Origin of the sequence: Chryseotalea sanaruensis (assembly GCF_003990915.1) — a bacterium.
In the GTDB taxonomy this organism is placed as follows: Bacteria; Bacteroidota; Bacteroidia; order Cytophagales; family Cyclobacteriaceae; genus Chryseotalea; species Chryseotalea sanaruensis.
On sequence record NZ_BHXQ01000005.1, the window covers coordinates 261,673 to 288,265 of the forward strand.

The window sequence follows — 26,593 nt, forward strand, 5'->3', positions numbered from 1 at the left end:
TTTAGCAATTACATCGTATTTTTACATCATTCTATGAATCAATAATATATGGGCAACAATAAAGACATCACACTTTTAGTATTAGCAGCAGGAATGGGTAGCCGTTATGGTGGAATAAAACAAATTGACGGTTTCGGTCCTAGTGGAGAAACAATTATGGATTATTCACTTTACGATGCTATAAGGGCTGGTTTTACCAAAGTGGTTTTTATTGTTAGAGACGAAATATTGGACACAGTTAAAGAACGTTTCGAACCTAAGCTCAAAGGAAAATTAAAAGTTGATTTCGTTATACAAGCGCTCTCAACTTTTGTCCCTGAAAAATATCAAAATACTGGCCGTACTAAACCGTGGGGAACCTCCCATGCTGTATTATGTGCTAAAGATGTTATCAAAGAACCATTTGCAGTAATTAATGCAGATGATTTTTATGGAAGATCGGCTTTTAAAGCCTTGGCTGATTTTTTTAACACAGAGAGTGAAGGCGCACACGCAATGGTTGGCTACACATTAAAAAATGTGTTATCAGAGCATGGAAGTGTTTCGCGTGGTTGTGGAGAGCAAGATGCAAACGGTTATTTGAAATCAGTTGTAGAGCGGACAACAATTGTACAGGAAGGCGGAAAAATTATTGCTAAAGAAAAAGATGGTGATCTGGAGTTGAGTCCGGAAACACCAACCTCTATGAATTTTTGGGGGTTTCAACCTAATATTTTCCCGTTGATTGAAAGCATGTTTGAAGAATTTTTGAAGGAGAACTCTGATAATCCAAAAGCTGAATTTTTTATTCCATTGGTAGGTAATAAAATGATTCAACAAGGAAAGGGTAAAGTAAAAGTATTGGGAGGTGGAGATATCTGGTTTGGTGTTACCTACAAAGAAGATAAAGAAGAAGTAACTAGAAAAATTCAGGAGCTAGTTGATAAGGGAGAATACCCTGCTAAACTCTGGTCTTGATTTTGTATTGCCCAAAGTGAGATATAAGATCTGATCATTTTCTATTATTATTGAAAATCAAATTGCTTTGGTCTTTACATTTATGTAATGATCATATTTTATTTTCTTATTATTAGAATAAAGAACAACAATAGCGTTTTCGCTCTAAGGCCGCGTGGCCCCGCATACTCATTCAACGCTGTATGCTATCCCTGCCTACCGGCAGGCAGGCGCACATGCCAGACTTGCCAAAGATAGCATAATGCGTTGCCTGAGCATGCTGTAATGAAGCATAGGAAAATCCAATGATGGTAGAAGAATTGGAATTACTTATCTTAAATAAACAATTGGTTGTTGCAATTACAATGAATAAGAGAGTAGTGGTAATGATTGTCGGGCTGTTTTAAGTTTGCTGTGTTTCAAGTTTATAGCCCCTTCCATGTATATTCATAATTTGCACGGAGGGATCTTTACTTAGTTTTTTACGCAGTCTAGAAATAAACACATCAAGACTACGGCCCACTATAACACCTTCATCTTCCCATCCCTCTTTTAATAATTGATCTCTTGTTATAGGCTCATTTATTCTTGAGGCAAATATTTTTAGCAGTTTACTCTCTTTGTCAGACAACTCAATGATTTGAGCACCGATTTGAAGTGTTCGTTTTTCGGGTGAGAAAAGGTAATAACCAATTTTTATCGTGTTGCTGTCGTCAACAATAACCAGCGCTTTTTTCTTTGGCAATAAGAGTAGACCACCAACAAGTAGTAGTGCAAAACCGAGGAGTGTAAAAAGATAATTATTGTAAGACTGGGTTTCTGTTCCTTCCAAAATTGAAATTTGTATCTGATAACAACCCATCAACTGGTCACGACCAATACACGGAACCAGTGTTGTGGTTTCTTGGCGCCCTATCTTAAAACCGTAAACAACTTCCTTGTTACCACAATCATGAACATTAACAATATAGGGTAGTTGAAGGTTAGTTTGAGCGATACTGGATCTGACAATTTTTACCAAAGAATCGGGCACAAAACTAAAAGGACTTTGAAATTGTAGTAAAAATGTATTCTCCCTGCTTTGGATTACAGGAAGTATTCGTGAAGAAGAATCGCCAGACTGTAGCAAAAGATTATGGCCGATTTGCCTGATGGCAATTTCTATTTCTGCCTTTAATGGTTTGCGTTGTTCACGTTCGGTAACCATTGGAATAGCCGATATAAGTACCATTGCCAATCCTACACTCGCTATTGCAATAAACCACCACTTTTTCATTCCTGCTTTGTTAACCTCCAAACTAAATGACCATTTCAAAGCCTAAAGGTAGAGTGCTTTTAAGCCTTTATATAAAGATTTACATTCATTTAACACTTTTTTACATGCCTTTTGGCCTACTGGCACCTTCATTTTCAGGGTTGTAACAAGTATAAAGTGGCAAAAGACTATTGCTAATTTATGACTTCTCAACTTGATATCGAACCTCGAGCTTCTAACCTCTAAGTTCTAGCTTCAAACCTCGATTTATAGATACAATACATTAAACCGTAGATCGAAGGGGTCGAAATTGTTGAGTAAGTGCTTGATGAAATCTGGGTGCTGCTGATAGAAGTTAAGGAAGTTATCTGTGCGCTCTTGTAAGCTACCATTGGGGAATAGACTGTTTTTGATAGACTCTACCTGTGCAAGTCTATCTGATTGTTTTCGTTTCTCTGCTTTAAGAAACTTGTGCTCTATTTTCTCCAAGCTCTTTTGCATTCTGCGAGTCTCGGCAGCAATCATGTTATTGAGACTTTGATCAATAACTGAAGCTTGTGATTTAATGACTTCGAATTGTTTTTCAATCAATTCTTTTTGTCCATTCAACAAAATTTTCTCTCTTGATAATTTGAGAACAATATGATTGAATAAGTAATTTTTTTCGAGAAAGAGTTCTTCTAATGCCAGTCCTGATTTTTCAATCTTCCGCTGTGTAGGTTCATCAACGACTAATCCGAAGGTACGAGGAAGTAAAATTGGGAAAGAGGTGTTGAAATGTTGAAAAACTTCTTTCAGTTGTAGCCAATAGACAATTTCGGCAGGGCCACCACAATAGGCTATGTTAGGTAATATTATTTCTTCGTATAGCGGTCGAAGAATTACATTTGGACTAAATTTTTCAGGGTTGCTTTCAATTAATTTTTCGATTTCCTGCCTGGAGAATTTGAGGGCTGTATCTAATACTTCGTACACATCACCTTTCTGTTCAATTCTGCTGCGAAGTCCTTTATCAAGGTAGAAAAAATTTATTTCCCTACAATAAATCTGTGGCTTATAACCGAGGGCTTCCAGTTCAGCATTGGTCTTATCTACTTTTGTTTTAGCCGTGTGATTAAAAATGTCGTCTTTAATAACCGCTTTGAACAAACCTTTAAGTTCGGCATCATCACCATCTACTACAACTAAACCTTCCGATCCAAAAAGTTCGTTCACATAGTAACGAACAGCGTCAGCTAAATTATCGTGTTGTGTGTAAGCTTTTTTGAAAAGCTCAATAGCCCCGGGTACTTCGCTTAATAGTTGTTTAAATTCTTTAGTATGAAAACGACCTACTGCTCCTTGTTGACTGGTTTCCCAGTTATACTTTTTTCCGTAAAGTCTGAAATATTTTATTTCATCATAATCATGATCTTCAGAAGCCATCCAGTAAACAGGCACAAAGTTGTATTCCGGGTGTTGTGCTTTCAATTGTTTGCAGGAATTGATAACGGCAACAATTTTATAGATAAAATAAAGTGGTCCGGTAAAAATATTTAATTGATGGCCAGTAGTTACAGTAAACGTTTTTGAATCTGAAAGAGCGGTGATGTTATGCTCAACAATATCTGAAATGGTAAGACCTTGATATTGGTTTTGGATTGCCTTTGTTAATACTGTTCGATTGTTTAGGCTGTAATTTTTTGATTTCTCTTCCACTTGAGCTGTAAAAGCATTTTTTTCAGGAAAGCGATTGTAGAATTTTTTAAGTCCCTCTTTTTGCGCTATAAAATCAAGGAAGAAGGGAGTAAAAGCATTCGTCTTTTCGAAAGGAAGTTTTTTTAGTGTAGAAGACATAAACGAAGTTAGCAAGTAAGAAGCTTATACCGATACATTTTAATTAAACCGCTCTACTATACATGAGTACGGTAAATTATATCCTCTAACGGTTTTGTTTGCGCAAAGTTCAATTACGCTTTAAATTCATAATTAAACGAGTACGGAAATGAGGAATGATCAGACCACACTTCCATGCAAATCAAATTCGCTGGCATCTTCAATCTTTACCGTAGCAAAGTCCCCAATGCGCAGGTAGTTATCTTTAGCCGAGATAATCACTTCATTATCTACTTCAGGTGAATCATGTTCCGTTCTGCCAATAAACTCTCCGCCTTCTTTACGATCGATTAGCACTTTATAAGTATTGCCAATTTTGGCCTGGTTGAGTTCGTAAGAAATACCTTGTTGCAATTCCATCACCTCATCGACACGTTGTTGTTTTACTTCATCCTCCACATCGTCCTGCATGCTTCCAGAGTGTGTGTTGTCTTCGTGAGAATATGCGAAAACACCCAACCGATCAAAACGAGATCGCTCTATGAAAGTCATCATCTCATCAAATTCAGCTTGTGTTTCTCCTGGATGACCCGCAATCATAGTTGTGCGAATAGCAATACCCGGCACTTTTTCGCGAATGGTGTCCAACAATTCCTCTGTTTTCTCTCGGGTAATTCCTCTGCGCATGAGTTGCAACATGCGTGTAGAGCCGTGTTGTAATGGAATGTCGATGTAATTACAAATATTAGGGCGCTCAGCCATCACCTGTAAAGCGTCCATTGGGAAGCCTGAAGGGAATGCATAGTGTAGCCGAATCCAGTCTATCCCTTCAACATCTGATAGATTTTTTAGCAGATCAGCCAGATTTCTTTTCTTATATAAATCCAGCCCGTAGTAGGTTGAGTCTTGTGCAATAAGCAATAATTCTTTTGTTCCGTTTTTCGCCAGATTTTTTGCCTCCTTTACCAATTCTTCAATTGGGCGTGAAATATGGCCACCACGCATTAATGGTATGGCGCAAAAAGAACAAGGCCTGTCGCAACCTTCAGAAATTTTTAAGTAAGCAAAGTGGCTTGGGTTAGTGAGAATACGTTCGCCCACCAGTTCATGCTTATAATCAGCCTTAAAAGTTTTAAGTAAACGCGAAAGATCTCGTGTACCAAACCAGGCATCTACCTGAGGTATCTCTTTTTCTAAATCGTCTTTGTAGCGCTGCGATAAACAGCCCGTAACATATACTTTGTCGACAATGCCTTCTTCCTTGGCATCAACATACCGTAAAATGGTGTCTATTGATTCTTGCTTAGCATTATCAATAAAACCGCAAGTGTTAATGACCACCACACTGGCATCATCATTGTTAGCTTCATGCGTAACATCAATGCCATTACCCCTTAATTGGGTTAACAATACTTCAGAGTCTACTACGTTTTTTGAGCAGCCTAGTGTAACAATGTTAACTTTTGTGTTTTTAATCCCCTTGGTTTTCAATGAATCTCCCCGTTTTTAGCAAATGCAAAAATACTAAAAATAATGCGATGGGTTTGCGCTTAACAGCCTTCCCTTATCTTTGCCAATTATTAATGACTAAAGTGAGAAAAAGCGCTGTTATTCTTGTGTTGTGGGCCTTATTTGGCGCTTGTCTCGATCAGCCTGATTGCTATAATTTAACTAATAACACCGTTAATATTTCATACCGCAAAATTTTTGATGGGGCCCTAGATACAGTAGCAATAGAATCTGTGACGATTGTTGGTTTTGACAGTGTTTTTAAAAGCACAAATCGAGCAGTAACGATTCCACTTGATTTTACTAAAACAGGAGTTTCAGTTGTTTTAGATGCAGTAGAAGGTACACGTCTTATTGATTTGGGTTACAAAGTGCAGCCGCAGTTTGTTTCTGAGGAGTGTGGTCCCCGTTTTTTGTTTTCAGAACTAACAGCCTCAAGCCCATCTGGTGATTCAGTTCGCATTTTGTCAGGTACTCCTGGAGGTGAGGCTAGTCATGTGGCTATTTACCGTTGCCCGAGAAATAATTTTGTGCGCCTGGCTTTTAAGCAGGTAGTAGATGAAGATAATGTGAAGGATACAGTATCAATTGCCAGCACAGCAGCAAATTTTGAAGCGTTAACTTATTATCCAATAAGTGGTGAGTTAAGTTATATGAACCTTCCTTTAAACCTTAACACCACATCAACCCAGATAACTTTGGAACTTTCCAATCCAAGCCGGGTGGCAACATTGACTTTCAATTACGATCTGGTTCAGAAAACTGTATTCCAAGTTTGTGGTGAACAAACCTTCATTGCCAATGTGCAAGTAAGCTCTGATGTTTTCGAATTTAAAAAGATAGAAACCACTCGTTATGTGGCTGACAGTATTTACGATCCACCAAAAATAAATTTTGCGGCCTTTCAATAACATATTACTGATCCTGATCGGACTAAGTCAATTGGCTTTTGCACAGCAGAAAGATTCTGTTGACGCGAAGGCTTTTATTCCAACAGGCATTCGCGCAGGTTGGGATTTGGTTTCGCCTGCCCGTGCTGAATTGTCAAACACCTTCAAAGGTTTTGAGGCTAGCGTTGATATTGACTTGTATCGTTACTACCCAACTATAGAGATTGGTAATGCCGGCAGAAACTATTTGTCAGAAAATGGCAGTAGCTACGAAAATGATGGCAATTATTGGCGCGTTGGTATTGATGTCAATTTCATGAAAAAGGATCCTGAGAAAAATATGTTTTTTCTAGGTGCGCGTTATGCCAGGTCTTCATATTCAGAAGAAGCTAGAATTGTTACAACGGATCCATTATGGGGAGATTATGATCAGGTTTTGCAAAATAATAATCTTACGGCCAGTTGGATGGAGTTAACTACTGGTATGCGTATTAAAGTGTGGAAGATTTTATGGCTGGGATATACGGCCCGTTTTAAATTCGCAAAGAATCTTGATGACAATGTAAATTTACTAACCACCGATGTGCCAGGTTATGGCGCGACCGACAGACCCAATACCTGGGGGTTTAGTTATTATGTGATGGTGAAATTGCCAGTGAGAAAAGTGAAAACCGGAATCTAGAGACTCGATGCTCGAGTCTCAATGCTCACGAACAACCACCATTTAATTTTTCTTAAAAAGCGAGTCCACAAATTCTTTCTTATTAAAAACCTGTAAGTCTTCTACTTTTTCGCCTACGCCAATGTAGCGTACAGGTATTTGAAATTCATCAGAAATCCCTATCACAACGCCACCTTTAGCAGTACCATCAAGTTTGGTAATAGCTAGTGAGCTCACCTCTGTTGCTTTAGTAAATTCGCGTGCCTGAACCATGGCGTTTTGACCAGTGCTTCCATCGAGTACCAACATGACATCATGCGGAGCATCGGGCACTACTTTTTGCATTACACGCTTAATCTTAGTCAGCTCACTCATTAAATTTACTTTGGTGTGCAAGCGACCTGCCGTGTCTATAATAATCACATCAGCATTTTGTTCAACTCCTGCTTGCACTGTTTCAAAGGCAACAGCGGAAGGATCTGTGTTCATGCCTTTGGCAATTACAGGAACACCAACACGCTCGCCCCATAGTTTTAGTTGATCGACTGCTGCTGCACGAAAAGTATCAGCAGCACCTAAGATTACACTTTTGCCTGCCTTTTTGTACTGAGCAGATAACTTACCTATCGTTGTAGTCTTACCCACACCGTTTACACCCACCACCATGATTACATAAGGTTTTACATTGGGGGGTGTTTCAAATTCTTTCAAATCAGTATCGCTCGTGTCAGAGAGTAAAGCGACTACTTCTTCACGTAAAATCGAATCGAGTTCTGTTGTGCCCAGGTATTTGTCTTTGGATACACGGTTTTGAATACGCTCAATAATTTTTACAGTAGTATTGATGCCCACATCAGAAGCTACCAGAATTTCTTCCAGATTATCAAGTACTTCATCGTCAACCGTAGATTTGCCGACAAGCGCTTTGCCGAGTTTTCCGAAGAAACTCTCTTTGGTTTTTTCTAAACCTTTGTCTAGAGACTCTTTCTTTTCTTTATTAAATAGACCAAACATAAAATTCTCTAATCAACTGTTAATTCAATTTCAAAAAATCGCCATCAATAATCAGTAGTTTAACGCCTTTTGTAGAAATTGATCTATGTGAACTTAGTTCATCCGAAACGACATATGATGTGCCTTTACTGAGTTTGAAGCTTTCACCATTCTTCAATTCACTTTCAAATTCACCTTCTAAGCAGTAAACGACATGACCTTTTTCACACCAATGGTCGGCCATATAATTTGCTGAGTATTCAACGATTCTAATTCTTAATCCATCAAACTGAATTGTTTGCCAAAAAGATGTACCTGTCTGCCCCTTGTGCTCCGACTTCTCAATCGTTGACCAATCAATTGTTTGAAAAGGTATGTTCATGTATCTGCTGGCTTGATGATGGGCATCTTATCACAAGTGGTTTGAGGCATTTATATCTTAACAGACACCAATTTAAACAAAAAAAGTCCCTCGAGGGGACTCTTTAATTCATTCAACCTGCTTGATTACTTCTGAGCAAGTGTTTCTTTCACCAGTTCTGCTGGTACGATTTCTTCTCTGAAAGAATAAGCACCAGTCTTTTCAGACTTTACAGCACGAATTACCTTCGCGAAGCTCTTATTATCAGTTTTCTTCAATGTTGCAACTACCTTCTTTGCCATGATTTTGTCGGTCTAGGGTATTACTTAATTTCTTTATGAACCGTCATTTTCTTCATTATTGAGTTGTATTTTTTTAATTCAATACGCTCAGTAGTGTTTTTACGGTTTTTGGTGGTGATGTAACGACTCATGCCCGGCATGCCGCTAGTTTTGTGCTCAGTGCACTCAAGTATCACCTGGATTCTATTGCCTTTCTTAGCCATTGCCTTGTGTCTTTAATATTAAGCCATTAAAGTGCCTTTTTGGGCAGCTTCTTTCAATACTGCATAAATGCCGTTCTTATTGATCGTCTTGATGACTTTAGTTGTAACCTTTAAGGTAATCCAACGATCTTCTTCAGGCAGATAGAAACGCTTCTTTTGAAGATTTGGGTAAAATCTTCTTTTAGTCTTGTTGTTAGCGTGGGAAACATTGTTTCCTACCTGAGGCCTCTTGCCTGAAACTTCGCAAACTCGTGCCATAATTTCTTGATTTTTTAAGCCCTTCTTGAAAAGGGATTGCAAATATCGCTAAAAGCCTTGCAATATTCAAAAGTGATTTAAAAAAATGTGGACAAATCCTTTCAGAAAAGCTTCTTGATCAGCTCCAACGCGTTAATTCCTGCAAAATCTGCCATTACAATGTCACTTTCTTTCAATTCAGAGGCGTTATGTGTAGTCGTAATGCCAACAACTTTACATCCAGCTGCCTTTCCAGCGGCTACTCCCGACAGGGAATCTTCAAAAACCACACAATTTGCCGGGTCGAAACCCAGTGCAGCCGCAGTCTTGAGATAGATTTCCGGATCTGGCTTACCCTTACTTACGAAGGACTCGTCAAGAATGGTGTCGAAGTAGAGCCCAATGCCAGTATGCTTTATAGTAAAGTCAACATTCGCTCTTGGTGCAGACGTAGCAATAGCTCTCTTTATATAATAGAGGTCGAGTTGATCCAGAAAACCAATGAGGCCATTTAATGGCTGAACATGGTTTTGGTAGATGTCTCTGAAAAGCTGCTCTTTTTCATAAGCATAGGCCTTGAGTTGTGCTTCGGGCAGTTTGCCAAATACGTTGGTAATCCAATCGCGGTTGGTGCGACCGTATATTTTAGCGTGAAGCTGTTCTTCACTTAAATCCTGACCGTATTTTTTACAAAAATCTTTTAGAGCAATTTTATGAAAGGGGTTGCTGTCAATAAGCACACCATCCATATCAAAAAGGAAGGCAATAGCATTCATTAGTAGTGGTGTCGGCTTATCACCGTTGTCTTAGTAAATAATGAGCCTTCTGGTAATGGTAGCACCATTTCCAGAGAAGCGCAGCAAATATACACCAGCAGATAACATAGCAAAGGATAATTCGCTTGTGCCTTTTAGCGCATTTGCTGATGAAATGAACTGGCCTTGTGCACTATAGATTTGCACCACACCAGCAGTAGTGCTTTCGATGAATATTGATTGATTCTTACTTGCGGGATTGGGAAACACAGAAAAATTGTTTTCAGGTGTTTTGGCTTTTAATAATTGCAATCCACCTAAATGATTGCCGATTACCAAGTAATTCTGACTAGTGGTGCTGAAGGAAGAAGTCCAGACTGGACCACCAAAATTCCTTACTTCAAACTGTCTACTAAGCGGATTAAACGTCAACTCCTTTTCTGCATTGTCAAAACTTACAGCAGTATTAAAATCAGATAAAATTTGAATGGTGCCATCTTGTAACCCTATGATCAGATCTTGCTTAGCATCATTATTAGTATCACTGATTAAAATGGAGGGGTTTTGCCTTACAAAGCTTTGATCTATATCGAGAAAAGCTGTGCTTTCCCTTTGCCATGATGGCAACTGGGCGCTACCATTATTCTTCCAATATTCCACAGCACCATTAGCTTTGCCCACGAGCGCATCAGGTAAGCCATCATTATTGATGTCACTGATGTGAATGTTTTCATTAAAGAAAACAGTGAAGCTCGTTTCTGTAATGGTATTTTGTAAACTTAATGCCGTGCTGCTGTTGTTTAAGATGTAATGAAGTAACGTTTGTCCGTCTTGATTAGTAGCCGTAAAAACAAGATCAGTGATGCCATCTCTATTTATGTCGGTAAACTGAGGTTTTAGGTTATATAACTTATAAGTAGAAAGATTTGCATAATCATTTGTTACAAATTTAAAAGAAGGGTGCTGATCACCAGTGTTTTCATAGAGTGAAAGTGCTGCACGAAATACGGCATCTTGCTGAATGCCAAAAACACCAATAAATAAGTCATCATCTCCGTCTCCATCATAATCAAAAAAAGCAGGGCAGGCATTTTCGCCTAAGTCAATCATTTCGTTTTGCAGAAAATTAAGGGAAGCGGCAAACTGTGGATTATTATTACTTAACATATTTTTATGGAAATATAGTGATTGTGAAAAATCAGTTACATCATCACTTCTTTCAAAAACACCAGGAGATATAATAAGGTCTTTAATGTTATCAAAGTCAAGGTCTTCGTAAAATGCAATGGGGTATAGACCATTCTCTTTTAAGTTATCGGGGAAAATAGCAGCTTGTGTAAAGACCGCATTTTCAGAAGTGCCTTCATTTATAAACAGATAGAGTTGATCGCATTCAGATTCAGAAAAAATCAAATCCATTTGGTTATCGGCATTCACATCTAAAGCAAGTAAAAACTTACCCCCTGCATGTTGTATTCTGCCATTGCTCACACATGTTGTATTGTTAAAGGCAAATGCTCCGCAGCCGCATTCTGTTAAGCCTCCCCATGATTGAGTTGTTCGCACAAAGTCCGGTGAATTAAGTGTGCCAACATTTTTATGATATTCTATCTTTCCACTACCGGAGAAATTCATACAAAGTACATCCAGATCCCCATCTCCATCCATATCAGCAATTGTTGGCACATCATCGGCCTGTAGTTGTATGTTGGTTTTTCCAGAGAAGCCTGTGGTGAGCAACACATTGCTATTTTGGAAAAGCAAGTGTTGCCAGCTAAGCATATCACCACTGCTGTTATTTAGATAGACCTTTATGCCAAAGGGGTTACCAGTAAAAATATCCTTTTTCCCATCGCCATTAAAGTCGCGCAGCAACAGGAAGTTAGCAAGATCATTGGGGAAGAGAGTCTCATACGCAGGTGCATAATTGTATTGTTGGTTTTGCACCAAGTAGGTGAGTACTTTATTGGCAGTACGGTCGAAAAGTATAAGGTCTTCAACACCGTCATTATTAATATCCAAGGTATTTACCTGAACGGCATTTATCCCTCCGGCCCAGGGTTGTGCCAGTAATTGGTCATCGACTGTTCTTACTGGAATAGAAAAATCTGCTTCGTAGGCATACTGACCCCATGCTGTGGTTGAGACTATGAGTAAGAGCGCTATAAATCGCATTATATTTATTCTATAAGATTAACGATAAAGCCTTAGGCTCTGTTATCTTGTGGCGTGATTTTTTGTGAAATTAAGCATGGATATTCAATCGCTCTATAAAAGTTTTTTGGAATGTGCTAAGGTGTCGACCGATACCCGCCAGATTCTCCCCGGCTCTATGTTCTTTGCCCTTAAAGGGCCAAAATTTAATGCTAACAAATTTGCTGATGAAGCACTAAATAAGGGCGCGCGTTATGCTGTAGTGGATGAGGTTGCATTTGTGAAAGACGAACGCTACCTGTTAGTGGAGGATGGTTTGAAAGCACTACAGGATTTGGCCAAGCATCACCGAGAACAACTAACCATTCCTATAATAGGCTTGACAGGTTCGAATGGAAAAACAACGAGCAAAGAATTGGTACATGCTGTACTAAGCAAGAAGTTCACAACCTTTGCCACAAAGGGTAATTTGAATAACCACATTGGCGTTCCTTTATCGATTTTATCGATTGATAAAAGTATTGAGGTGGCAGTAATTGAAATGGGCGCTAATCACGTTGGTGAAATTGCTTTACTAAGTGCAATTGCCAAACCAACACATGGATTCATAACTAATATTGGCAAAGCCCATATTGGTACTTTCGGTGGTTTTGATAATATCATTCGTGGTAAGTCAGAATTGTACCATCATTTAATTACGCATAAGGGCACCGTTTTTATCAATTCGCTTAATCCGATTCTCAGCAACATGGCCAAGCGCTTTGCTAAACCATTATTCTATCCGCAACAAGGTGACTATTACCATTGCGAGTTGCTTGGCGCAGATCCGTTGGTGAAAGTTAAAGCAGAAAATGGTGACGAAGTACAGAGCAATCTTGCTGGGGTCTATAATTTCGAAAATATTGCTACCGCCTTGTGTATAGGGAAATTTTTTGGTGTGGAGCCTGTAAAAGCAAATGAAGCAATTGCCGAATACAAACCTGGTAATATGCGTTCGCAGATTGTACTAAAAGGCTCAAACGTAATTGTATTAGATGCATACAATGCTAATCCAAGCTCCATGCAGGCCGCAATTGAAAACCTTGCGACTATGAAGGCTGAAAAAAAAGTTGCTATTATTGGTGATATGTTTGAGTTGGAAGAGGAGGCAGAAAGGGAGCATACAGCTATTGGCACTTTACTGGCAGAGAAAAAATTTGATGAAGTTTATTTATGTGGAAGCCTTATGCGCGCAGCAGCCAGCCAGTTGCCAGACGCTTTTTATTTTGAAAAGAAAGACGAACTCTTAAAACAATTACAAACAAACCCCATAACAGGCGCCACAGTTCTGATTAAGGCTTCGCGTGGTATTGGTTTAGAGACAGTGTTAGATTTTATGTAAGCATATTTTGAACAGAGATATTTCAGCCCGGCTTTTAACAAACCTACCTACTTCAATTTCGGAGAGTGAGGTAAAGCGTTTGCGTCTGACTGTTTATTTATGTATTACATCAATGGCTGTATCGTTAATATACACTACACTAGATCTTGCCAATGGTATTTATTTTGCACTTCCTTTTTATTCAGTAATATTTATAGCACCTATTATTTCATTATGGCTTATTAAAATTGGTAAATTTCTGATTGGAAAAATTCTGGTTTTGATGGGTGCCAGTGTAGCCATCTTTTTTGCTTCAATTAGTGATCCTTTTGAGACAGGTGTTATTTTAATTTTTGTTCCGCTTAGCATTGTTCCTTTTGCTATTATCGGTTTCAGAAATATTTGGGCAAGCATTGGGATTGTGCTAAGTACTTTTTTTTTATTTCTGACGTCAAGGTTCACAGATTTTTTTTCTTCTTATGTAAAGGAGGTTCCTATTTCGTATATACAAATGAGTCTGGCATTGAACTACCTGATCTCAGTAACGATCTCTATACTCATTGTGTATTTTTTGGCAAGGTTGCATCGACAATCAGAAGTTAGGTTGATTGAAAAAGAGAAGGCGGTTACTGAAAAAAATATTCAGCTGACCAAGCTGAATCAAGAACTAGATGGTTTTGTTTATAGTGTTTCGCATGATTTGCGTTCACCCTTGAGTTCTATTTTAGGACTTACCAACCTGGCCAAGTTTTCTACCAGTAAAGAAGAGTTGGTCGATTACATGGCCATGATCCAGGATCGCATAAAAACGCAGGATGCTTTTATTAAAGATATCATTGAGTATTCGCGTAACACACGGACAGAACCCTTAAGAGAGCCGGTTGACCTATTTAAACTAACTCAGGAAATTATTGAGAGCCTGAAATTTAATTTAGGTGCTGATAAAATCCATTTTGATATTGAATTGCCCCAAGACTTTATCGTGACCATCGATAAAAACCGCTGGAAGACCATGTTGAGTAATCTCATTGGCAATGCCATAAAATACCACGATCCGACAAAGCCCAATCAGTACATAAAATTATCTGCAAACCGTTCAAACGAAAAGCTGTTATATACAGTAACGGATAATGGGAGTGGTATATCAAGTCAGCATTTGGATAAAATTTTTAATATGTTTTACAGGGCTTCCGATACTTCGTCTGGTAGTGGTTTAGGACTTTTCATTACCAAAGAAGCTGTACAGAAACTAAATGGCACTATAACCGTTACCTCACAGCAGCATGTTGGTAGTGTTTTTGAAATAACTATTCCAATAGTAAAATAGAAATTAACAATTATAAAGTAAGGGGAACATGGAAACAGCCGTTATACTTAAATTTCTTAAGGCCATTGCTAAAAACAATGATCGCGAGTGGTTTGAAAAAAACAAACCCAAATATCTTGAAGCGAAATTGCAGTTCGAAGATTTTTTGGAAGAACTGCATAAAGAGTTGGTGAAATTTGATGAAAGCCTGGGTGGCCTAAATCCGCGTAAGATGGGTTTTAGGATTTACAGAGACGTTCGTTTTAGTAAAGATAAACGTCCATATAAAGTTAACATGGGAGCAGGCTTTTCACCTAAAGGAAAAATGGATCAAGAACCTGGTTACTATATTCACCTGGAGCCGGGTAACAAAAGTTTTATTGCTGGCGGTATATACATGCCTGATGCAGAAAAGCTAGCCAAAATCAGACAAGAGATAGATTACAACCCTAAGAATTTGTTAGGCATTATGAAGCGCAAGTCGTTCAAAAAGTATTTTGATGATCTTGATGACTTTGATAAGCTAAAGACTGCGCCAAAGGGTTATCCAAAAGACCATGAGCATATTCATTTGCTACAGCACAAGAGTTTTGTTGTGTCGCATGCCTTTACCGACAAGCAGGTTATTGATAAGAAATTCGTTAAAAACCTGGCTGCTGTGTGTAAAGAAATTATGCCATTGAATACGTTTTTGAAAGAAGCCATTAGCTAACGGGCTACCTAGAACACGGTATTTTTAACAAATAAATTCATTTTTAATACAACAATATACCCACGCCACGGTATATCAAATACCCATGTGTGGGCATTTAACAGACTAATGGCTTGCTCTACTTTAGTGTAACATTAAACAGTTACTGTATGAGAACCCAAGTCACACTCGTGTTGCTATTGCTTAGCTTCACCACTTTTGCCCAAACCATCGACATAGAAAAAACTCAGGAGGTTTCTAAGGAAGCCATGAAGGGTTTTATTCAGTTGGTAGAAAATGATGAGGCAAAACAGCAATTAAATTTTATTTACCGTGTAAGAGCCAAACGCAATCAGGCAAAATTTATCACGTACACTTTCGATTACAATTATAATCTGGTTAATGAATCAGAGGAGGTAGTTAACCTGGAGAAAGACATGCCTGCCAGGTACAAGCCGAAACGTTACAAAGGTGAGGCATACGAAGTGGAAGGCTTGTATGTAGAACCTAATATGATGGGCACACTTGTGTTGAAAAGAAAAGTTACTCGCTTCTCTTATAACTGGCTGAAGTTAATGTATGATTTCAATGTAAGTGTAGAGGGTAAGTTGAAGGCCAAAACAGATGATGATAAGAAACTATTCTATCATGATCATATTGAAAATCAGAATGACGGTACTGCTATGATTTTGGCTGGTGAAAAGGGAACTATTAAAGGTGGCCCTTACAATCACATGATGAATTTCCACTTGTTGAAGTATGATATTAATTTGACAAAGCTTGCTGACGTGACTATCAATTTTGAGACACCTCAAGCACTTGTTGCTTCTTACGGTTATCCATCAGAAGAGGATGCTGAAAAGACAGATTACATCGCAGTGTTTGCTACTTTTAAAGAGAAGCGTTACACAGGTCCTAAAATCTGGGGTAAATCTGCAACTGAATATACCTATGTGCGTGTTTCTTATGAAGGCAAACTGCTTGACAAAATTACTTTCACTTCACCGAACAGCATCTGGAAAGTTGATGATTTCTTGATTGCTGAAGATGGAGCGGTTTATTTCTATGGTCCTTCTAATGATGAGGCAGACGATTACTATCACAACAAGCTTGACTATATCGATGAGAAGAAAAAATGGCCACGATTCCAGTTAGCTAAAGTAAAAAACAATAAAGTTGAATTTATGTCCAGCACCTCCATGGAGGATTTCAAAACAAAGTTGAAGGCACAACCTGATGGTAAAAAGGGCGATCCGTACAACGGAAGACGCATTGTGTTTACTAAAGCTTCAATAGGCCCAACCGGAGAAATGATTTTAGCTGGCCAGAATTATGGCATGATGCGCAACGGAAAAGGACAGGTAATCGGGCGTGAGTATGAAGATTTAGTAATGTTCCATTTTGATGGGAAAGGTCAATTGATTTCGCAATACACTATGAACAAAAAACAAAAGAGCTCTTCTCCTGACAGTCAGTTTTTTGAATTCACTTCTGATGGAAAATCTTTATACTGGTCATACTTCGATAACGTAGCCACCAAGCAGGTGAAAGAGTTAGATCTTATTATAGAGAAACCACTTGGTGTACCTAAAATGGGTAAAATCAATTTAGCAACAGGGGCTTTTGACAAATATACTGAGTATGGCAAAGGCGATAATTTTGTTCACTACAATACCTTAAACTATTTGAAGTTTACCAACACGAACCAGGTTACCTTCCTTGGTGAAAACAAGAAGGGAAGTGTGCTTTGGTTTGTACGCGTTAATCTAGATAAATAAATAAGGCTCCCTCTTAAAGACGCTGTTGCTTTGGCTGCAGCGTTTTTTTTAAATTCGGATATGTGATGAAGACACTATATTTAATACCCACGTTTATATTTTTAAGCTTTGCCGTAATAGGGCAATCACTTTCTTCGCTTGAGGATGGCAGAGGAAATGATGTCTACGAATCCAGTTCGGTAGGTATATTCTATCGTTACACCAGCAACAGCGGTAAGTATGCACCAACAGTAAAGGGTTCTACCTTTAATATTAATGTAAGAAAAAGCGAAGCAGGCAAAGGTGGCAGAAGCTGGCACTTTGAAAACCCTGCACTGGGTGATATCATTTGGTTGTTATTTAATTCAGATGAAGTAACTAATAATGTTGGACAAACATTTACTTCTGGATTGATCGGTTGGCATCAGGCTTACTGGAATGTTGTGGCGAAAGATAAGTTGATCATTGCTCCAGGATTTAGTGCTGGTGACTATATTTTCGGTTCAGGACGCGATCAGGGCAGTCCTAATATTTTAGAACCCAATGGTTATTATTTATACGCTGGCCCGGCAATAAAAGCAAGCTACTTGTTAGGTGATCGTGCATGGATAGATGGATTTTTTCATTGGGATATCACTTTTTCAAAACTTAAAAATGATGATGGTGCCTACCAGAATATCGATGGTTATAAGTATCCACACTTCATCCATTTAGGAGCAACTGTTTACGATCGTTCACGATTTTTTGCGGGAATCAAACTTGTGAGATTAGTTGATAGAGGGATTAATAACGATCGTGCAACACGATTCGATTTCTCACTAGGATACATGATTAATATTTAGTTAGCTGAGACTATTGACATAATGAAAGTAATTGGCAGTGTATTTTGTCTACTCTTTTGGCTCACAACCAATGCACTATTGGCGCAACGGAGCGAACCTTATTTGTTCGAAGAATTTAAATCCAATGAGCAAAGCTGGCCATTTATAGGTGCTAACAATGATTATAGTATTGCAATTGAAAAAGGACATTTGGTGATGAATGCAAAAGCAACTGCTATTCATACTTACAAGGCCATTGAAATTAACGAAGATGATGATGTTGCCTATTACACCAATATGATTTTTATGGGAGGTGATCATACAGCGTGGATCGGTTTACACTTTAATATGAATACTGACGTGAATAAGTATTGTTCATTTGTGTACAATAACGATAAGGAGTTTTTGATATCAGAGCGGTCAGGTAAGAAATACGAAGTTCATCGCCAATCAAAATCACAGGTAATTAAACCTTACGATTATAATTCACTTACCATCATTAAGAAGGGGAGCACCTATAAATTTTTGATCAACGATAAACAAGTACACGAACTTAGGATTAAAAGCTTTTACGGATCGTTGTTGGGAATTACCGGCAACAGAAACACACAAATAAAAGTTGATGAAGTGCAGGTCTACGGTCCCGCCAACGGCAGGCAAGAAACATATGATGATGAGAGTACTTTTTTAGAAGCAGATGTTAATGCCAAAGCTAAAAAAGAAGCTACTCCTGAATTTCAGGAGTTTATGAATCAGTTTGCCCGTGTTGCTTTTCCATACAACTTCAACCCACAAAACGCCCAAGGTGTCGATGTGTCATCTTATCCCATAGTCCAGAAAACATTTTATAAATATATAGCCAGTAGTGTTCGCAATAAACAAATGTGGGCCATGTGTCAGCTAAGCGATTGTGGTGAAGGCTACGCTTTATTAATGATGAACCGCTATCAGATTAATCAACAGGATATTTCCCGGTTTTTTGTAGCTGTTTTTGATCCATCGGGGAAGCTCTTGCAGGAGCGCGAAGTGGGTGAGATGGTGAAAGAAAACGGTTCTTTTTTTAAGATGGTTGAATTTAAAGCCTATAAAGAAGGAAATGTAATGAACATTGAAGCAATTGAAACATTCAGCAATGGCAATAAGAGTCGAAACAGTGTTCGATTCAATACAGTACTGTGTAACTAAGAAAAAATGCGAAAGATTTTAATTGGTATAGTTATAATTTTTTTCTCTACTACACTTAAGGCTCAGTATTATGATAGCCTTATGGAAAGGGCTTTTACTCTTTCTCAGGAAAATAAATTTTCAGCTTCGCAAGAGTTAGTCGAAAAAGTAAGAGGTGCTTTACCAGAAACCATGAATGTCTATATTCTGGCTTCGCATAACTTATTGCACATGGGCCAGGTCGATAATGCAGGGCCTTACATAACAATAGGTTTGCAACTCGATCCGAGTTCTTATGCCATGTTTGTAAATTGTGCTTTATATTTTGCGGCAAAAGGTAATGAAGCTTCTGCACAAAGTTATTTAAAAGAATCACTCAAGGTGTTTCCTGCCAATTATTCTATACAAGAAGCTAAACAAGATATTTTTTCTGTTGGCAAGGCACTCAATCAAAATACAGTTTTTAATAATCTGGCTAGTTGGTATGAGGAGCAGCAAAGTGTAATCACACAGCGGTATATATCGCTTGATGAAGTCAATAATCATTATGCACAGTTGGCTGCACAAAATCCTGCTGGCCTAATGAAAGAAGCGCAACGTTATGCTTCGTTATATGAACAACAAGGTTGGCATGAAATGGCCTTGGCTGCCTATGGCCATGGAGCAAATTGGTTGCGTGCTTATGGAAATTTAAGTCAGTCACTGGAAGTAGCCCAAAGTGGATACTCTTATTACTATAAAAATGGTTACAGGCAAAATGCACTTCAGGCTTCCTTCATGTTATACCAATTGATAAGATCGTATGAAGCCGTTGGTAACTTTGAAAGAGTGATACAATATATGGAAGAACTAACCACAGTTGCCACAAAATGTGATTTGCATGTGTACGACATACTTGGTTTGCTGGCCGGCAGTGCTGCCTATGACGGCTTAAATAAACCTGAAGAAGCAAAAACACTGGCCGGACTTACTGTACAATTTGCACAAAAGTATGGTTTCGGTTATGCGTTGGTATTAGGTTACGAAGCCGTATTCGTAAATGCCTTTAAGGTTGGTAATTTCTCTCCAACTGAAACGGTAAACTATGGAGAGATGGCGCAACGCTATGCTTTCAGTTATCATTTTGAAGATGTAGGCTATCGTATGTACAACTACCTGGCTATTGCATACCTGCGTTTAAAAACATTGGACGGACAAAGAAAGTGTTTTACAACCCTGGGTGGGTTAGTGAAATATTATAAAAGTATTGGTGCCTTTAATCGTGCTGCAGAAACTTTGAACAATTATGGTGCTATTGTTTATCACACGGGGCAAGATTATGCAGAAGCCGCAAAGACCTTTGAAGAATCGATACGACTGGCCGAAAGAGAAATCGGCAATTTATCGTTTGAGGATAAACTGAGTTTTTATCAGGCTCAAGTGATGTCTTACGAGTTCTTAACTGCCAGTTATGCTCACCTCAATCAGCCTGCCAAAGCTTTTCAAAGTATGGAAGCAAGCCGTAGTCGTATTTTAACAGAGCGTCTGGCAGGAGGGGAGCCTGTGAAAAAAGCAAGCATCACAGATTTACAAAATATGCTGGCTCCGGATGAAGCTTGTCTGATGTATTCACTTTTTTCAGGACATGAGGTAATAATTTTAGTGGTTACCAAGAAGGCTTCACAAGTTGTATTTCACACTGATAATACTTTCATAGGCGAGATCAAGGACAAATACCTTGATCGAATGAACAAAGAGCATGGTGAACGCACTGGTGCTGAGCAGGCAGAAGATTATGATCCGGAAAGAAGGGTGCAGGTTTCTGATTTTAACAAGGTAACACAGCTTACGCGTAAATTCTTTGAGCGCCCAGGCATGGCAGATAATGTATTGCAAGAATATCTGCGCGGCTACTATCGCTTTCTGGTTGTGCCAGTCATCAATAGATTGAGTGGTATTAAAAAGCTGTTAATTTCTCCGGATGGCGTATTAAACTTTTTACCCTATGAAGCCTTGATGATGCACGATGGAAAATACCTGGTGGAGAAATATGATATTAAATATTTGCACTCAGTAGGCGCCCTACAACAATTACAACAACGAAACTATACATCCAATAGAAAAAATATGTTGGCTATGGGTGGAGCTGTTTTCGAAAACATGAATGCCAAGCCAATGCCATATGAGACGCAGAAAGATATGAATCAATTGCAAATTGATGTAGCAGAGAATGTAAAAAAGCAAACCTCGCAACGAAGGGCTTATGCAACAATTTTTGGTACAGAGGCTATGACTTCACTGCCGGGCACTTTAGTAGAAGTTAAGAACATCGCAGCGGTTGTTCCGGGAGCAGAAGTATTTACCGGAGCACAGATGACAGAAAATAGAATAAAGGAAATTTCAAGAAATGGTCAGTTAGGAAATTATAAGATATTACATCTGGCAACGCATGGTTTTGTAGTAAACGATATTCCTGATTTGTCTGGTATAGCTATGAGTATTTTTGCGAATGAGCAAGGTGGAGAAGATGGCTACTTAACAGTTAATGAATTGGCAAACCTTAAAATGCAAAGCGATTTAACAGTGTTGTCTGCCTGCCAGACTGCGCTGGGTAAGATTTACTCTGGAGAGGGTGTAACAGGGCTAACGCAATCCCTATTGGTAGCAGGTTCTAATGCAGCACTGGTTTCGTTATGGCCTGTAAACGACAACTCCACCATGCAGTTTATGAGTGGGTTGTATAAAGAAAGCGTAAAAGGAAAAGACTACGTGCCTATCATTAACGATTTAAAAAGAAAGTTTATTAAAGGTGAATTTGGTGAGCAGTTTAAACATCCTAATTATTGGGCACCTTTTGTTTATTATGGTAGGTAGTAAAATTGTCAATTGTCAATTGTCAATTTTATTCCTCCCAATCAAACTCCTCATCAGATACTTCGAGTTCTTTTTTCTTCTGCTTGCCCTTCAAGCGGAAAGCATCTTTCAGTTCCTTTACTTCTTGCTTTAAATCGTTGGCTAATTTTTTCTTAACAGCTTCAGTATCGTATTGCACTTTGTAATCATCGGTAGTGCCGGTAATTTTTAAATAGACTTTTGTTTTGCCTTCCATTTCTTCCAGGGCACTTCCGGCTTCTTCTATATTAATTTTCTTTTTGTTTCGCAGAGGCGCCACCACACGATAGTTTAATTCCTGATCGAACGTGTGGGTGCCACTTAATTGCATAACGGTTACGTTGCTGCGTATTTCCATTTGCGGAATGTAGATGGTTTTGTTTTCTATATGAATATCATTTTTCAATTCGGCAAAACGAAGTTGGGACAGTCCTTCATCGTCCAAATATTTATTCATGGACTGCAGCGGCTCAAAATTATTTAGTTCTCCTTTGCTGATGGTGGCACTGATGTCTGCAATCAATGTTTCAGAAAAAAGCTGCAGGTGTTGGTCGAGTGTCAATTCAAGTTCGACACTGGCGTTTGTTAATCCTTTCAGATGTTTAGCCTGTATAAAGTTCTGTCCGAAATCTTCAAACACATAAAAGATACTATCTACAGCAATGTTGGTTAATGAAAAAGAACTGACAACGTCTATGGCTTTGGCATTTGTAGCATCCATAATTCCATTCATGGTCATACTACCATTCATGGTTTTTAATGCAAGATTCCGTGATACCGCCACTTGATTTTTAACTAATAGATCTCCTTTAATATCGCTAGCATTAAAACGCTTATAATTGAGTTGGTCTACTTCACAATTAAAATTCAAATAAATATTGGGCGAGATGCGGAATTCATATTCCTTACCTGCTTGTTGTGTGCCAAATCCATACGAGAAAAGTTCGTCAAGGTCAATGTAGTGTGCCTGTAAATCTGTTTCTATACCAATAGGCTGATTGTCGAATAACAGGAAAGTGATAATATTTTTAAAGAAGCCATCCATTACAAAATCACTACTGCCTACACTTCCACGTAATCCACTTAGTGCAAGGTCGTTGTTAGTAAATTGTAAAGTGCCTCTCAAATTTTTTACAGGAACTTTACCAACGCCATAAGCAAAACTTAAATCAGTTAATTCAATTGAGCCAGTGGCAGTAGCTTTTTGGGCTGTGGCTTTCGACCTTAACCATTCAGGTTTTCCTTCAAATGCAATATCAGCCAGTATACTTCCACTCGCTTCGCTAATGGCAGGGATGGGGTAGAAACTAACAATGGCATTTGCATCCAATCTTCCATTGAATTGAAGAATTACATCGGGATTTTTCAGATCTTGAAGAATGAGTTTCGCAGTAAACTTTTCACCATTCATTACACCGCTGATATCATTTAGAACAAGTGATGCTTGTGCAGTCTTAAGCATATCTTTACTAGCGTAAGAACCATTTAGCGTGGCTCCTTCTATTTTTACGTTGTAAGCAGGGTGCGAGATGGTTGCATTGTTAAACCCAAACTCTATAGAGACAGCAGGATTTTTAGTTTTACTGATTTCTCCGCGCAAAGATCCTTTAAAATAAACATCACCTGCACTTTGGTATTGTCGCAGGGCTTTAGCGCTTTGCTCTGGCAGGAGTGACAATAGTGTTTGAATATCTGCTTGTTGGCCTTCTACTTGCAGGTCAATAGTGTTTTTAGTTTGCCAGGCATACTCGCCTTTTACCAGAAACGATGCCTGTGCGAGTTGAAGCGTACTTGGCTCAATGTATAAACGTCTGTCTTTATCTAAATAACGGAGCGTTGTTTCTATGAGAAAATCTTTATTGTTAAATAATTCTGTTTTACCTACGGTGAATTTTCCGGTTGACAGATCACCCATAGTAGCAATCAAATAAATATCATCCTTTGTTTCAATACTCGCCTGAAGTTGTGTGGAGATAAATTCAAATTCCTGATCTGATTTTTTATCGGTGTATGACACTTCACTGCCAATAAGCCTGACATTTTTTAGAGAAAATTGTACACTCCCCCCCGCTTCGCCCGGCTTTTGCTCTTTAATGATATTGAAGTTGGTTTCGCCCTTTCTATTGATTTTCAAAAAAGTTTCGCTTTCGCGGATGGTAAGCCCTTTAATGGTATAGTTGCCCTGCCATACTTCCCAGGGGTCTAGTTGAAAGGCTAAAGATTTGGCCACAAAAAGTGCTTCTTGCCCCGGGTAGCTGTCCTCAATGCTGACTTCCCTACAAACAATACTCAGATTTGGGAAGTCTTCCAGGAAAGTGACCTCTATTTTGCCGATGTTAACGGGGGTATTGAGATTTTTATTGGCTTCGCGGATAAATTGCTGAATAATCCTGTCCTTAAACAGGTAGACAGAGATGGCCAGTCCCAGTGTTATGGCGAGTAACAGGACTGAGAAATACAGAAAAATTTTCTTTACGATCTTCAAAGCTTAAAAAATGGCTAGTAAAGGTAGTTTTTTTAAAAAAATTATTGGTTAAGCAGAGCAAGATTTGTACAAATCAAAAACTGTACTACTTTTGCAGTCCCAAAACGAAGGGAGTTTAGCTCAGCTGGTTCAGAGCATCTGCCTTACAAGCAGAGGGTCGGGGGTTCGAATCCCTCAACTCCCACAAAAGCCTCAGGAAACTGAGGCTTTTTTTATGCCCTCACTGTTCTTTTGGAATAGCATTGTTTTGTACTATGCTGATCGAATCAATTCATTTCTATATCGGGCCAATAGGGATGACTTAGAAATAAAACCCACATACCGCTTTTTGTCAACCACAGGTAAATTCCAAAGTCCTGTTGTGTCGAACTTTTTAAGGGCTGTTTGTAAATTATCTTGTAAAGTCAATTCACCTGCTGGTATATTCATCAAATCTTTTACCAGGGTTTCTGTTGCATCGGCAGAGAAAATAATTTGCCGTACATCGTCTAATTGTATTATGCCAACTAATTCTTCGGCATCATTCACCACGGCAAAAGTATTGCGGGTAGAGACAGCAATAGTCTTGCGTAGGGCTTCCAGGTTTTCGGTAGGCTTAATGGTTAGGAAGTTGGTCTCAATCAGCTGTGATAAGTCCAATCGACTTAGTAAATACTGATCGCGGTCGTCAATAGAGGCATTTAATAATTTAGCCAGCTTTTTGCCTTCCATGCTTTTTGGCTGAAAGTAATTAGCAACGGCCAAGCTCATAGCAGAAACCATCATGAGCGGAATGATTAACCCATAGCCGCCCGTTATTTCAGCAATTAAGAATATTGCAGTAAGGGGTGCGTAGAAAACCCCACTGAGCATTCCGGCCATACCTACCAATGCAAAATTCACTTCTGGAATATCAGTACCCAGCATCATATTAAGCAGCCGTGCAAATACAAAACCCAGATAAGCGCCCATAAAAAGTGAGGGACCAAAACTTCCGCCATTGCCTCCACTGCCTATGGTAATGGCTGCTGCTACTGATTTAAGTAACACAACGAGGCTTAAAAACAGAAGAACGGCATATTCACTGTTGACCCAATTGGCAACGATACTTCTATCAAAAATAGTTTTGGTATTCAGGTTTGATAAACTTTTGATGGATTCATACCCTTCACCCAATAAAGAGGGGAAGAAGAGTACAAGGCCAGCCAGTAGTACACCGCCAATTAGCACACGAATCCATGTGCTTTTGATCTTCTTCATTAAATCATGGATATAGTCAAACGACCGGGCATAGTACAGTGCAACAAAACCGGAAAGAAGGCCAAGCAACAAATAGTAATGTGTGTTGTGATGATCAAAAGGTGACACCAAGGTAAATGTGAGTAGCACACCTTCAGCTAAAATAATTTTAGCCAGTAGGGCACCAGTTGCGGCAGCAACAATTAAAGGAATAAAGGCGGCTGCACTTATATCAGCTAAGAGTACTTCGATAGCAAACAACACACCGGCTATGGGCGAATTAAAGGCTGCAGCAATACCGGCAGAAGCACCACAAGCTAACAGTATTGTTTTCTCTTTATACGATAAACGAAAGGCCCTTGCCACATTCGAACCTATGGCAGAACCAGTACTCACCATGGGCGACTCCAAACCAGTAGAACCACCAAAGCCAACGGTAATGGCACTGGTAATAATGTGTGAGTAGGTATGGCTTAGTGGGAGTTGACTAGACTTTTTGGTAATGGCATAAGTTATTTCAGCGCTGCCTTTCTTAAATGAGTGTTTCCAAATTGTATTGATAAGCAATACCGTAAAGGCAATACCCACCAGCGGAAAGAAAATAACAAGGAAAAAATCTTCGTACGAGTAGCGCTCAATCCAATGTTGAATACTGTGAACAAAAGATTTAAGTATAACGGCAGCACCACCCGATAAGAGCCCCACTATAATACTGCTGACAATCAAAAATTGTTTGTCACTTAAGTGATGCCTGAAAAAAATTATACCACGTGCGATTCTATTAAACCGGTCTATCAAAACATTTCAATTAGGCCTCAAAAATGAAATGATCTGAGCAGCAAAGCAAGT

General features: G+C 38.8%; 22 protein-coding genes and 1 tRNA gene. 11 read left to right on the forward strand and 12 right to left on the reverse strand.

The window, feature by feature from the left end:
• Nucleotides 1–48 precede the first annotated feature (48 nt).
• Nucleotides 49–957, forward strand: a complete 909-nt coding sequence (locus tag SanaruYs_RS14380) for a nucleotidyltransferase family protein (RefSeq protein ID WP_127123284.1) — start codon at nucleotides 49–51, stop codon at nucleotides 955–957.
• Nucleotides 958–1,339: 382 nt separating this feature from the next.
• On the opposite strand, the gene SanaruYs_RS14385 is transcribed toward SanaruYs_RS14380, so the two are convergent.
• The 3 genes from SanaruYs_RS14385 to rimO all read right to left on the reverse strand — a co-directional run bounded on the left by SanaruYs_RS14385 (nucleotide 1,340) and on the right by rimO (nucleotide 5,497).
• Nucleotides 1,340–2,212, reverse strand: coding sequence for a winged helix-turn-helix domain-containing protein (locus SanaruYs_RS14385; protein WP_127123285.1), 873 nt, complete (start codon nucleotides 2,210–2,212; stop codon nucleotides 1,340–1,342).
• Nucleotides 2,213–2,458: 246 nt separating this feature from the next.
• Entirely contained in the window at nucleotides 2,459–4,027 is a 1,569-nt protein-coding gene (bshC, locus tag SanaruYs_RS14390; protein ID WP_127123286.1) for a bacillithiol biosynthesis cysteine-adding enzyme BshC, read from the reverse strand.
• A gap of 159 nt (nucleotides 4,028–4,186) precedes the next feature.
• Entirely contained in the window at nucleotides 4,187–5,497 is a 1,311-nt protein-coding gene (gene rimO, locus SanaruYs_RS14395; protein WP_127123287.1) for a 30S ribosomal protein S12 methylthiotransferase RimO, read from the reverse strand.
• Nucleotides 5,498–5,544: 47 nt separating this feature from the next.
• Between rimO and SanaruYs_RS14400 the strand changes: the two genes are divergently transcribed.
• A complete protein-coding gene (locus SanaruYs_RS14400; protein WP_148115046.1) occupies nucleotides 5,545–6,426 on the forward strand; it encodes a hypothetical protein in 882 nt (293 codons plus the stop codon).
• A complete protein-coding gene (locus SanaruYs_RS14405) occupies nucleotides 6,410–7,087 on the forward strand; it encodes a DUF6048 family protein (protein WP_127123289.1) in 678 nt (225 codons plus the stop codon). Before SanaruYs_RS14400 ends, SanaruYs_RS14405 begins: the two co-directional genes overlap by 17 nt.
• A 42-nt stretch (nucleotides 7,088–7,129) precedes the next feature.
• Here the strand turns inward: SanaruYs_RS14405 and ftsY are convergent, their stop codons facing one another.
• The 7 genes from ftsY to SanaruYs_RS14440 all read right to left on the reverse strand — a co-directional run bounded on the left by ftsY (nucleotide 7,130) and on the right by SanaruYs_RS14440 (nucleotide 12,092).
• Entirely contained in the window at nucleotides 7,130–8,080 is a 951-nt protein-coding gene (gene ftsY, locus SanaruYs_RS14410; RefSeq protein ID WP_127123290.1) for a signal recognition particle-docking protein FtsY, read from the reverse strand.
• A gap of 19 nt (nucleotides 8,081–8,099) precedes the next feature.
• A complete protein-coding gene (locus SanaruYs_RS14415; RefSeq protein ID WP_127123291.1) occupies nucleotides 8,100–8,441 on the reverse strand; it encodes a DHCW motif cupin fold protein in 342 nt (113 codons plus the stop codon).
• A 125-nt stretch (nucleotides 8,442–8,566) separates the two neighbouring features.
• Nucleotides 8,567–8,722, reverse strand: coding sequence for a DUF4295 domain-containing protein (locus SanaruYs_RS14420; RefSeq protein ID WP_127123292.1), 156 nt, complete (start codon nucleotides 8,720–8,722; stop codon nucleotides 8,567–8,569).
• A gap of 20 nt (nucleotides 8,723–8,742) precedes the next feature.
• Nucleotides 8,743–8,925, reverse strand: a complete 183-nt coding sequence (gene rpmG / locus SanaruYs_RS14425; protein ID WP_127123293.1) for a 50S ribosomal protein L33 — start codon at nucleotides 8,923–8,925, stop codon at nucleotides 8,743–8,745.
• Nucleotides 8,926–8,943: 18 nt separating this feature from the next.
• Nucleotides 8,944–9,183, reverse strand: a complete 240-nt coding sequence (gene rpmB, locus SanaruYs_RS14430; RefSeq protein ID WP_127123294.1) for a 50S ribosomal protein L28 — start codon at nucleotides 9,181–9,183, stop codon at nucleotides 8,944–8,946.
• A 101-nt stretch (nucleotides 9,184–9,284) separates the two neighbouring features.
• On the reverse strand, nucleotides 9,285–9,938 hold the full coding sequence (locus SanaruYs_RS14435; protein WP_127123295.1) for an HAD family hydrolase: 654 nt from the start codon (nucleotides 9,936–9,938) through the stop codon (nucleotides 9,285–9,287).
• A 30-nt stretch (nucleotides 9,939–9,968) separates the two neighbouring features.
• Nucleotides 9,969–12,092, reverse strand: a complete 2,124-nt coding sequence (locus SanaruYs_RS14440) for a T9SS type A sorting domain-containing protein (RefSeq protein WP_127123296.1) — start codon at nucleotides 12,090–12,092, stop codon at nucleotides 9,969–9,971.
• A 76-nt stretch (nucleotides 12,093–12,168) separates the two neighbouring features.
• On the opposite strand from SanaruYs_RS14440, the gene SanaruYs_RS14445 reads away from it, so the two are divergent.
• From SanaruYs_RS14445 to SanaruYs_RS14475, 7 genes are all read left to right on the forward strand, one after another.
• A complete protein-coding gene (locus tag SanaruYs_RS14445) occupies nucleotides 12,169–13,452 on the forward strand; it encodes a UDP-N-acetylmuramoyl-tripeptide--D-alanyl-D-alanine ligase (protein ID WP_127123297.1) in 1,284 nt (427 codons plus the stop codon).
• Between the two features lie 112 nt (nucleotides 13,453–13,564).
• Nucleotides 13,565–14,758 (forward strand): sensor histidine kinase, encoded by a 1,194-nt coding sequence (locus SanaruYs_RS14450; RefSeq protein WP_127123298.1) that lies wholly within the window; start codon nucleotides 13,565–13,567, stop codon nucleotides 14,756–14,758.
• A 28-nt stretch (nucleotides 14,759–14,786) separates the two neighbouring features.
• Nucleotides 14,787–15,449 carry a DUF2461 domain-containing protein gene (locus SanaruYs_RS14455; RefSeq protein ID WP_127123299.1) on the forward strand — a complete coding sequence of 221 codons (663 nt, stop codon included), beginning with the start codon at nucleotides 14,787–14,789 and terminating at the stop codon, nucleotides 15,447–15,449.
• Between the two features lie 149 nt (nucleotides 15,450–15,598).
• Nucleotides 15,599–17,206, forward strand: a complete 1,608-nt coding sequence (locus SanaruYs_RS14460; protein WP_127123300.1) for a hypothetical protein — start codon at nucleotides 15,599–15,601, stop codon at nucleotides 17,204–17,206.
• A 65-nt stretch (nucleotides 17,207–17,271) separates the two neighbouring features.
• A complete protein-coding gene (locus tag SanaruYs_RS14465) occupies nucleotides 17,272–18,027 on the forward strand; it encodes a hypothetical protein (protein WP_127123301.1) in 756 nt (251 codons plus the stop codon).
• A gap of 21 nt (nucleotides 18,028–18,048) precedes the next feature.
• Nucleotides 18,049–19,191: a hypothetical protein gene (locus SanaruYs_RS14470; RefSeq protein WP_127123302.1), complete on the forward strand. Its 1,143-nt coding sequence runs from the start codon at nucleotides 18,049–18,051 to the stop codon at nucleotides 19,189–19,191.
• A 6-nt stretch (nucleotides 19,192–19,197) separates the two neighbouring features.
• The gene (locus SanaruYs_RS14475; protein ID WP_127123303.1) at nucleotides 19,198–22,023 is read left to right on the forward strand and encodes a CHAT domain-containing protein; all 2,826 of its coding nucleotides are present in this window, start codon (nucleotides 19,198–19,200) and stop codon (nucleotides 22,021–22,023) included.
• A gap of 28 nt (nucleotides 22,024–22,051) precedes the next feature.
• On the opposite strand, the gene SanaruYs_RS14480 is transcribed toward SanaruYs_RS14475, so the two are convergent.
• Entirely contained in the window at nucleotides 22,052–24,526 is a 2,475-nt protein-coding gene (locus tag SanaruYs_RS14480) for an AsmA-like C-terminal region-containing protein (protein ID WP_127123304.1), read from the reverse strand.
• Nucleotides 24,527–24,635: 109 nt separating this feature from the next.
• Here SanaruYs_RS14480 and SanaruYs_RS14485 point away from each other — a divergent pair.
• Nucleotides 24,636–24,710 (forward strand) — tRNA-Val (locus SanaruYs_RS14485).
• Between the two features lie 68 nt (nucleotides 24,711–24,778).
• Here the strand turns inward: SanaruYs_RS14485 and SanaruYs_RS14490 are convergent.
• Nucleotides 24,779–26,542 (reverse strand): chloride channel protein, encoded by a 1,764-nt coding sequence (locus tag SanaruYs_RS14490; RefSeq protein WP_127123305.1) that lies wholly within the window; start codon nucleotides 26,540–26,542, stop codon nucleotides 24,779–24,781.
• Nucleotides 26,543–26,593: the final 51 nt, after the last annotated feature.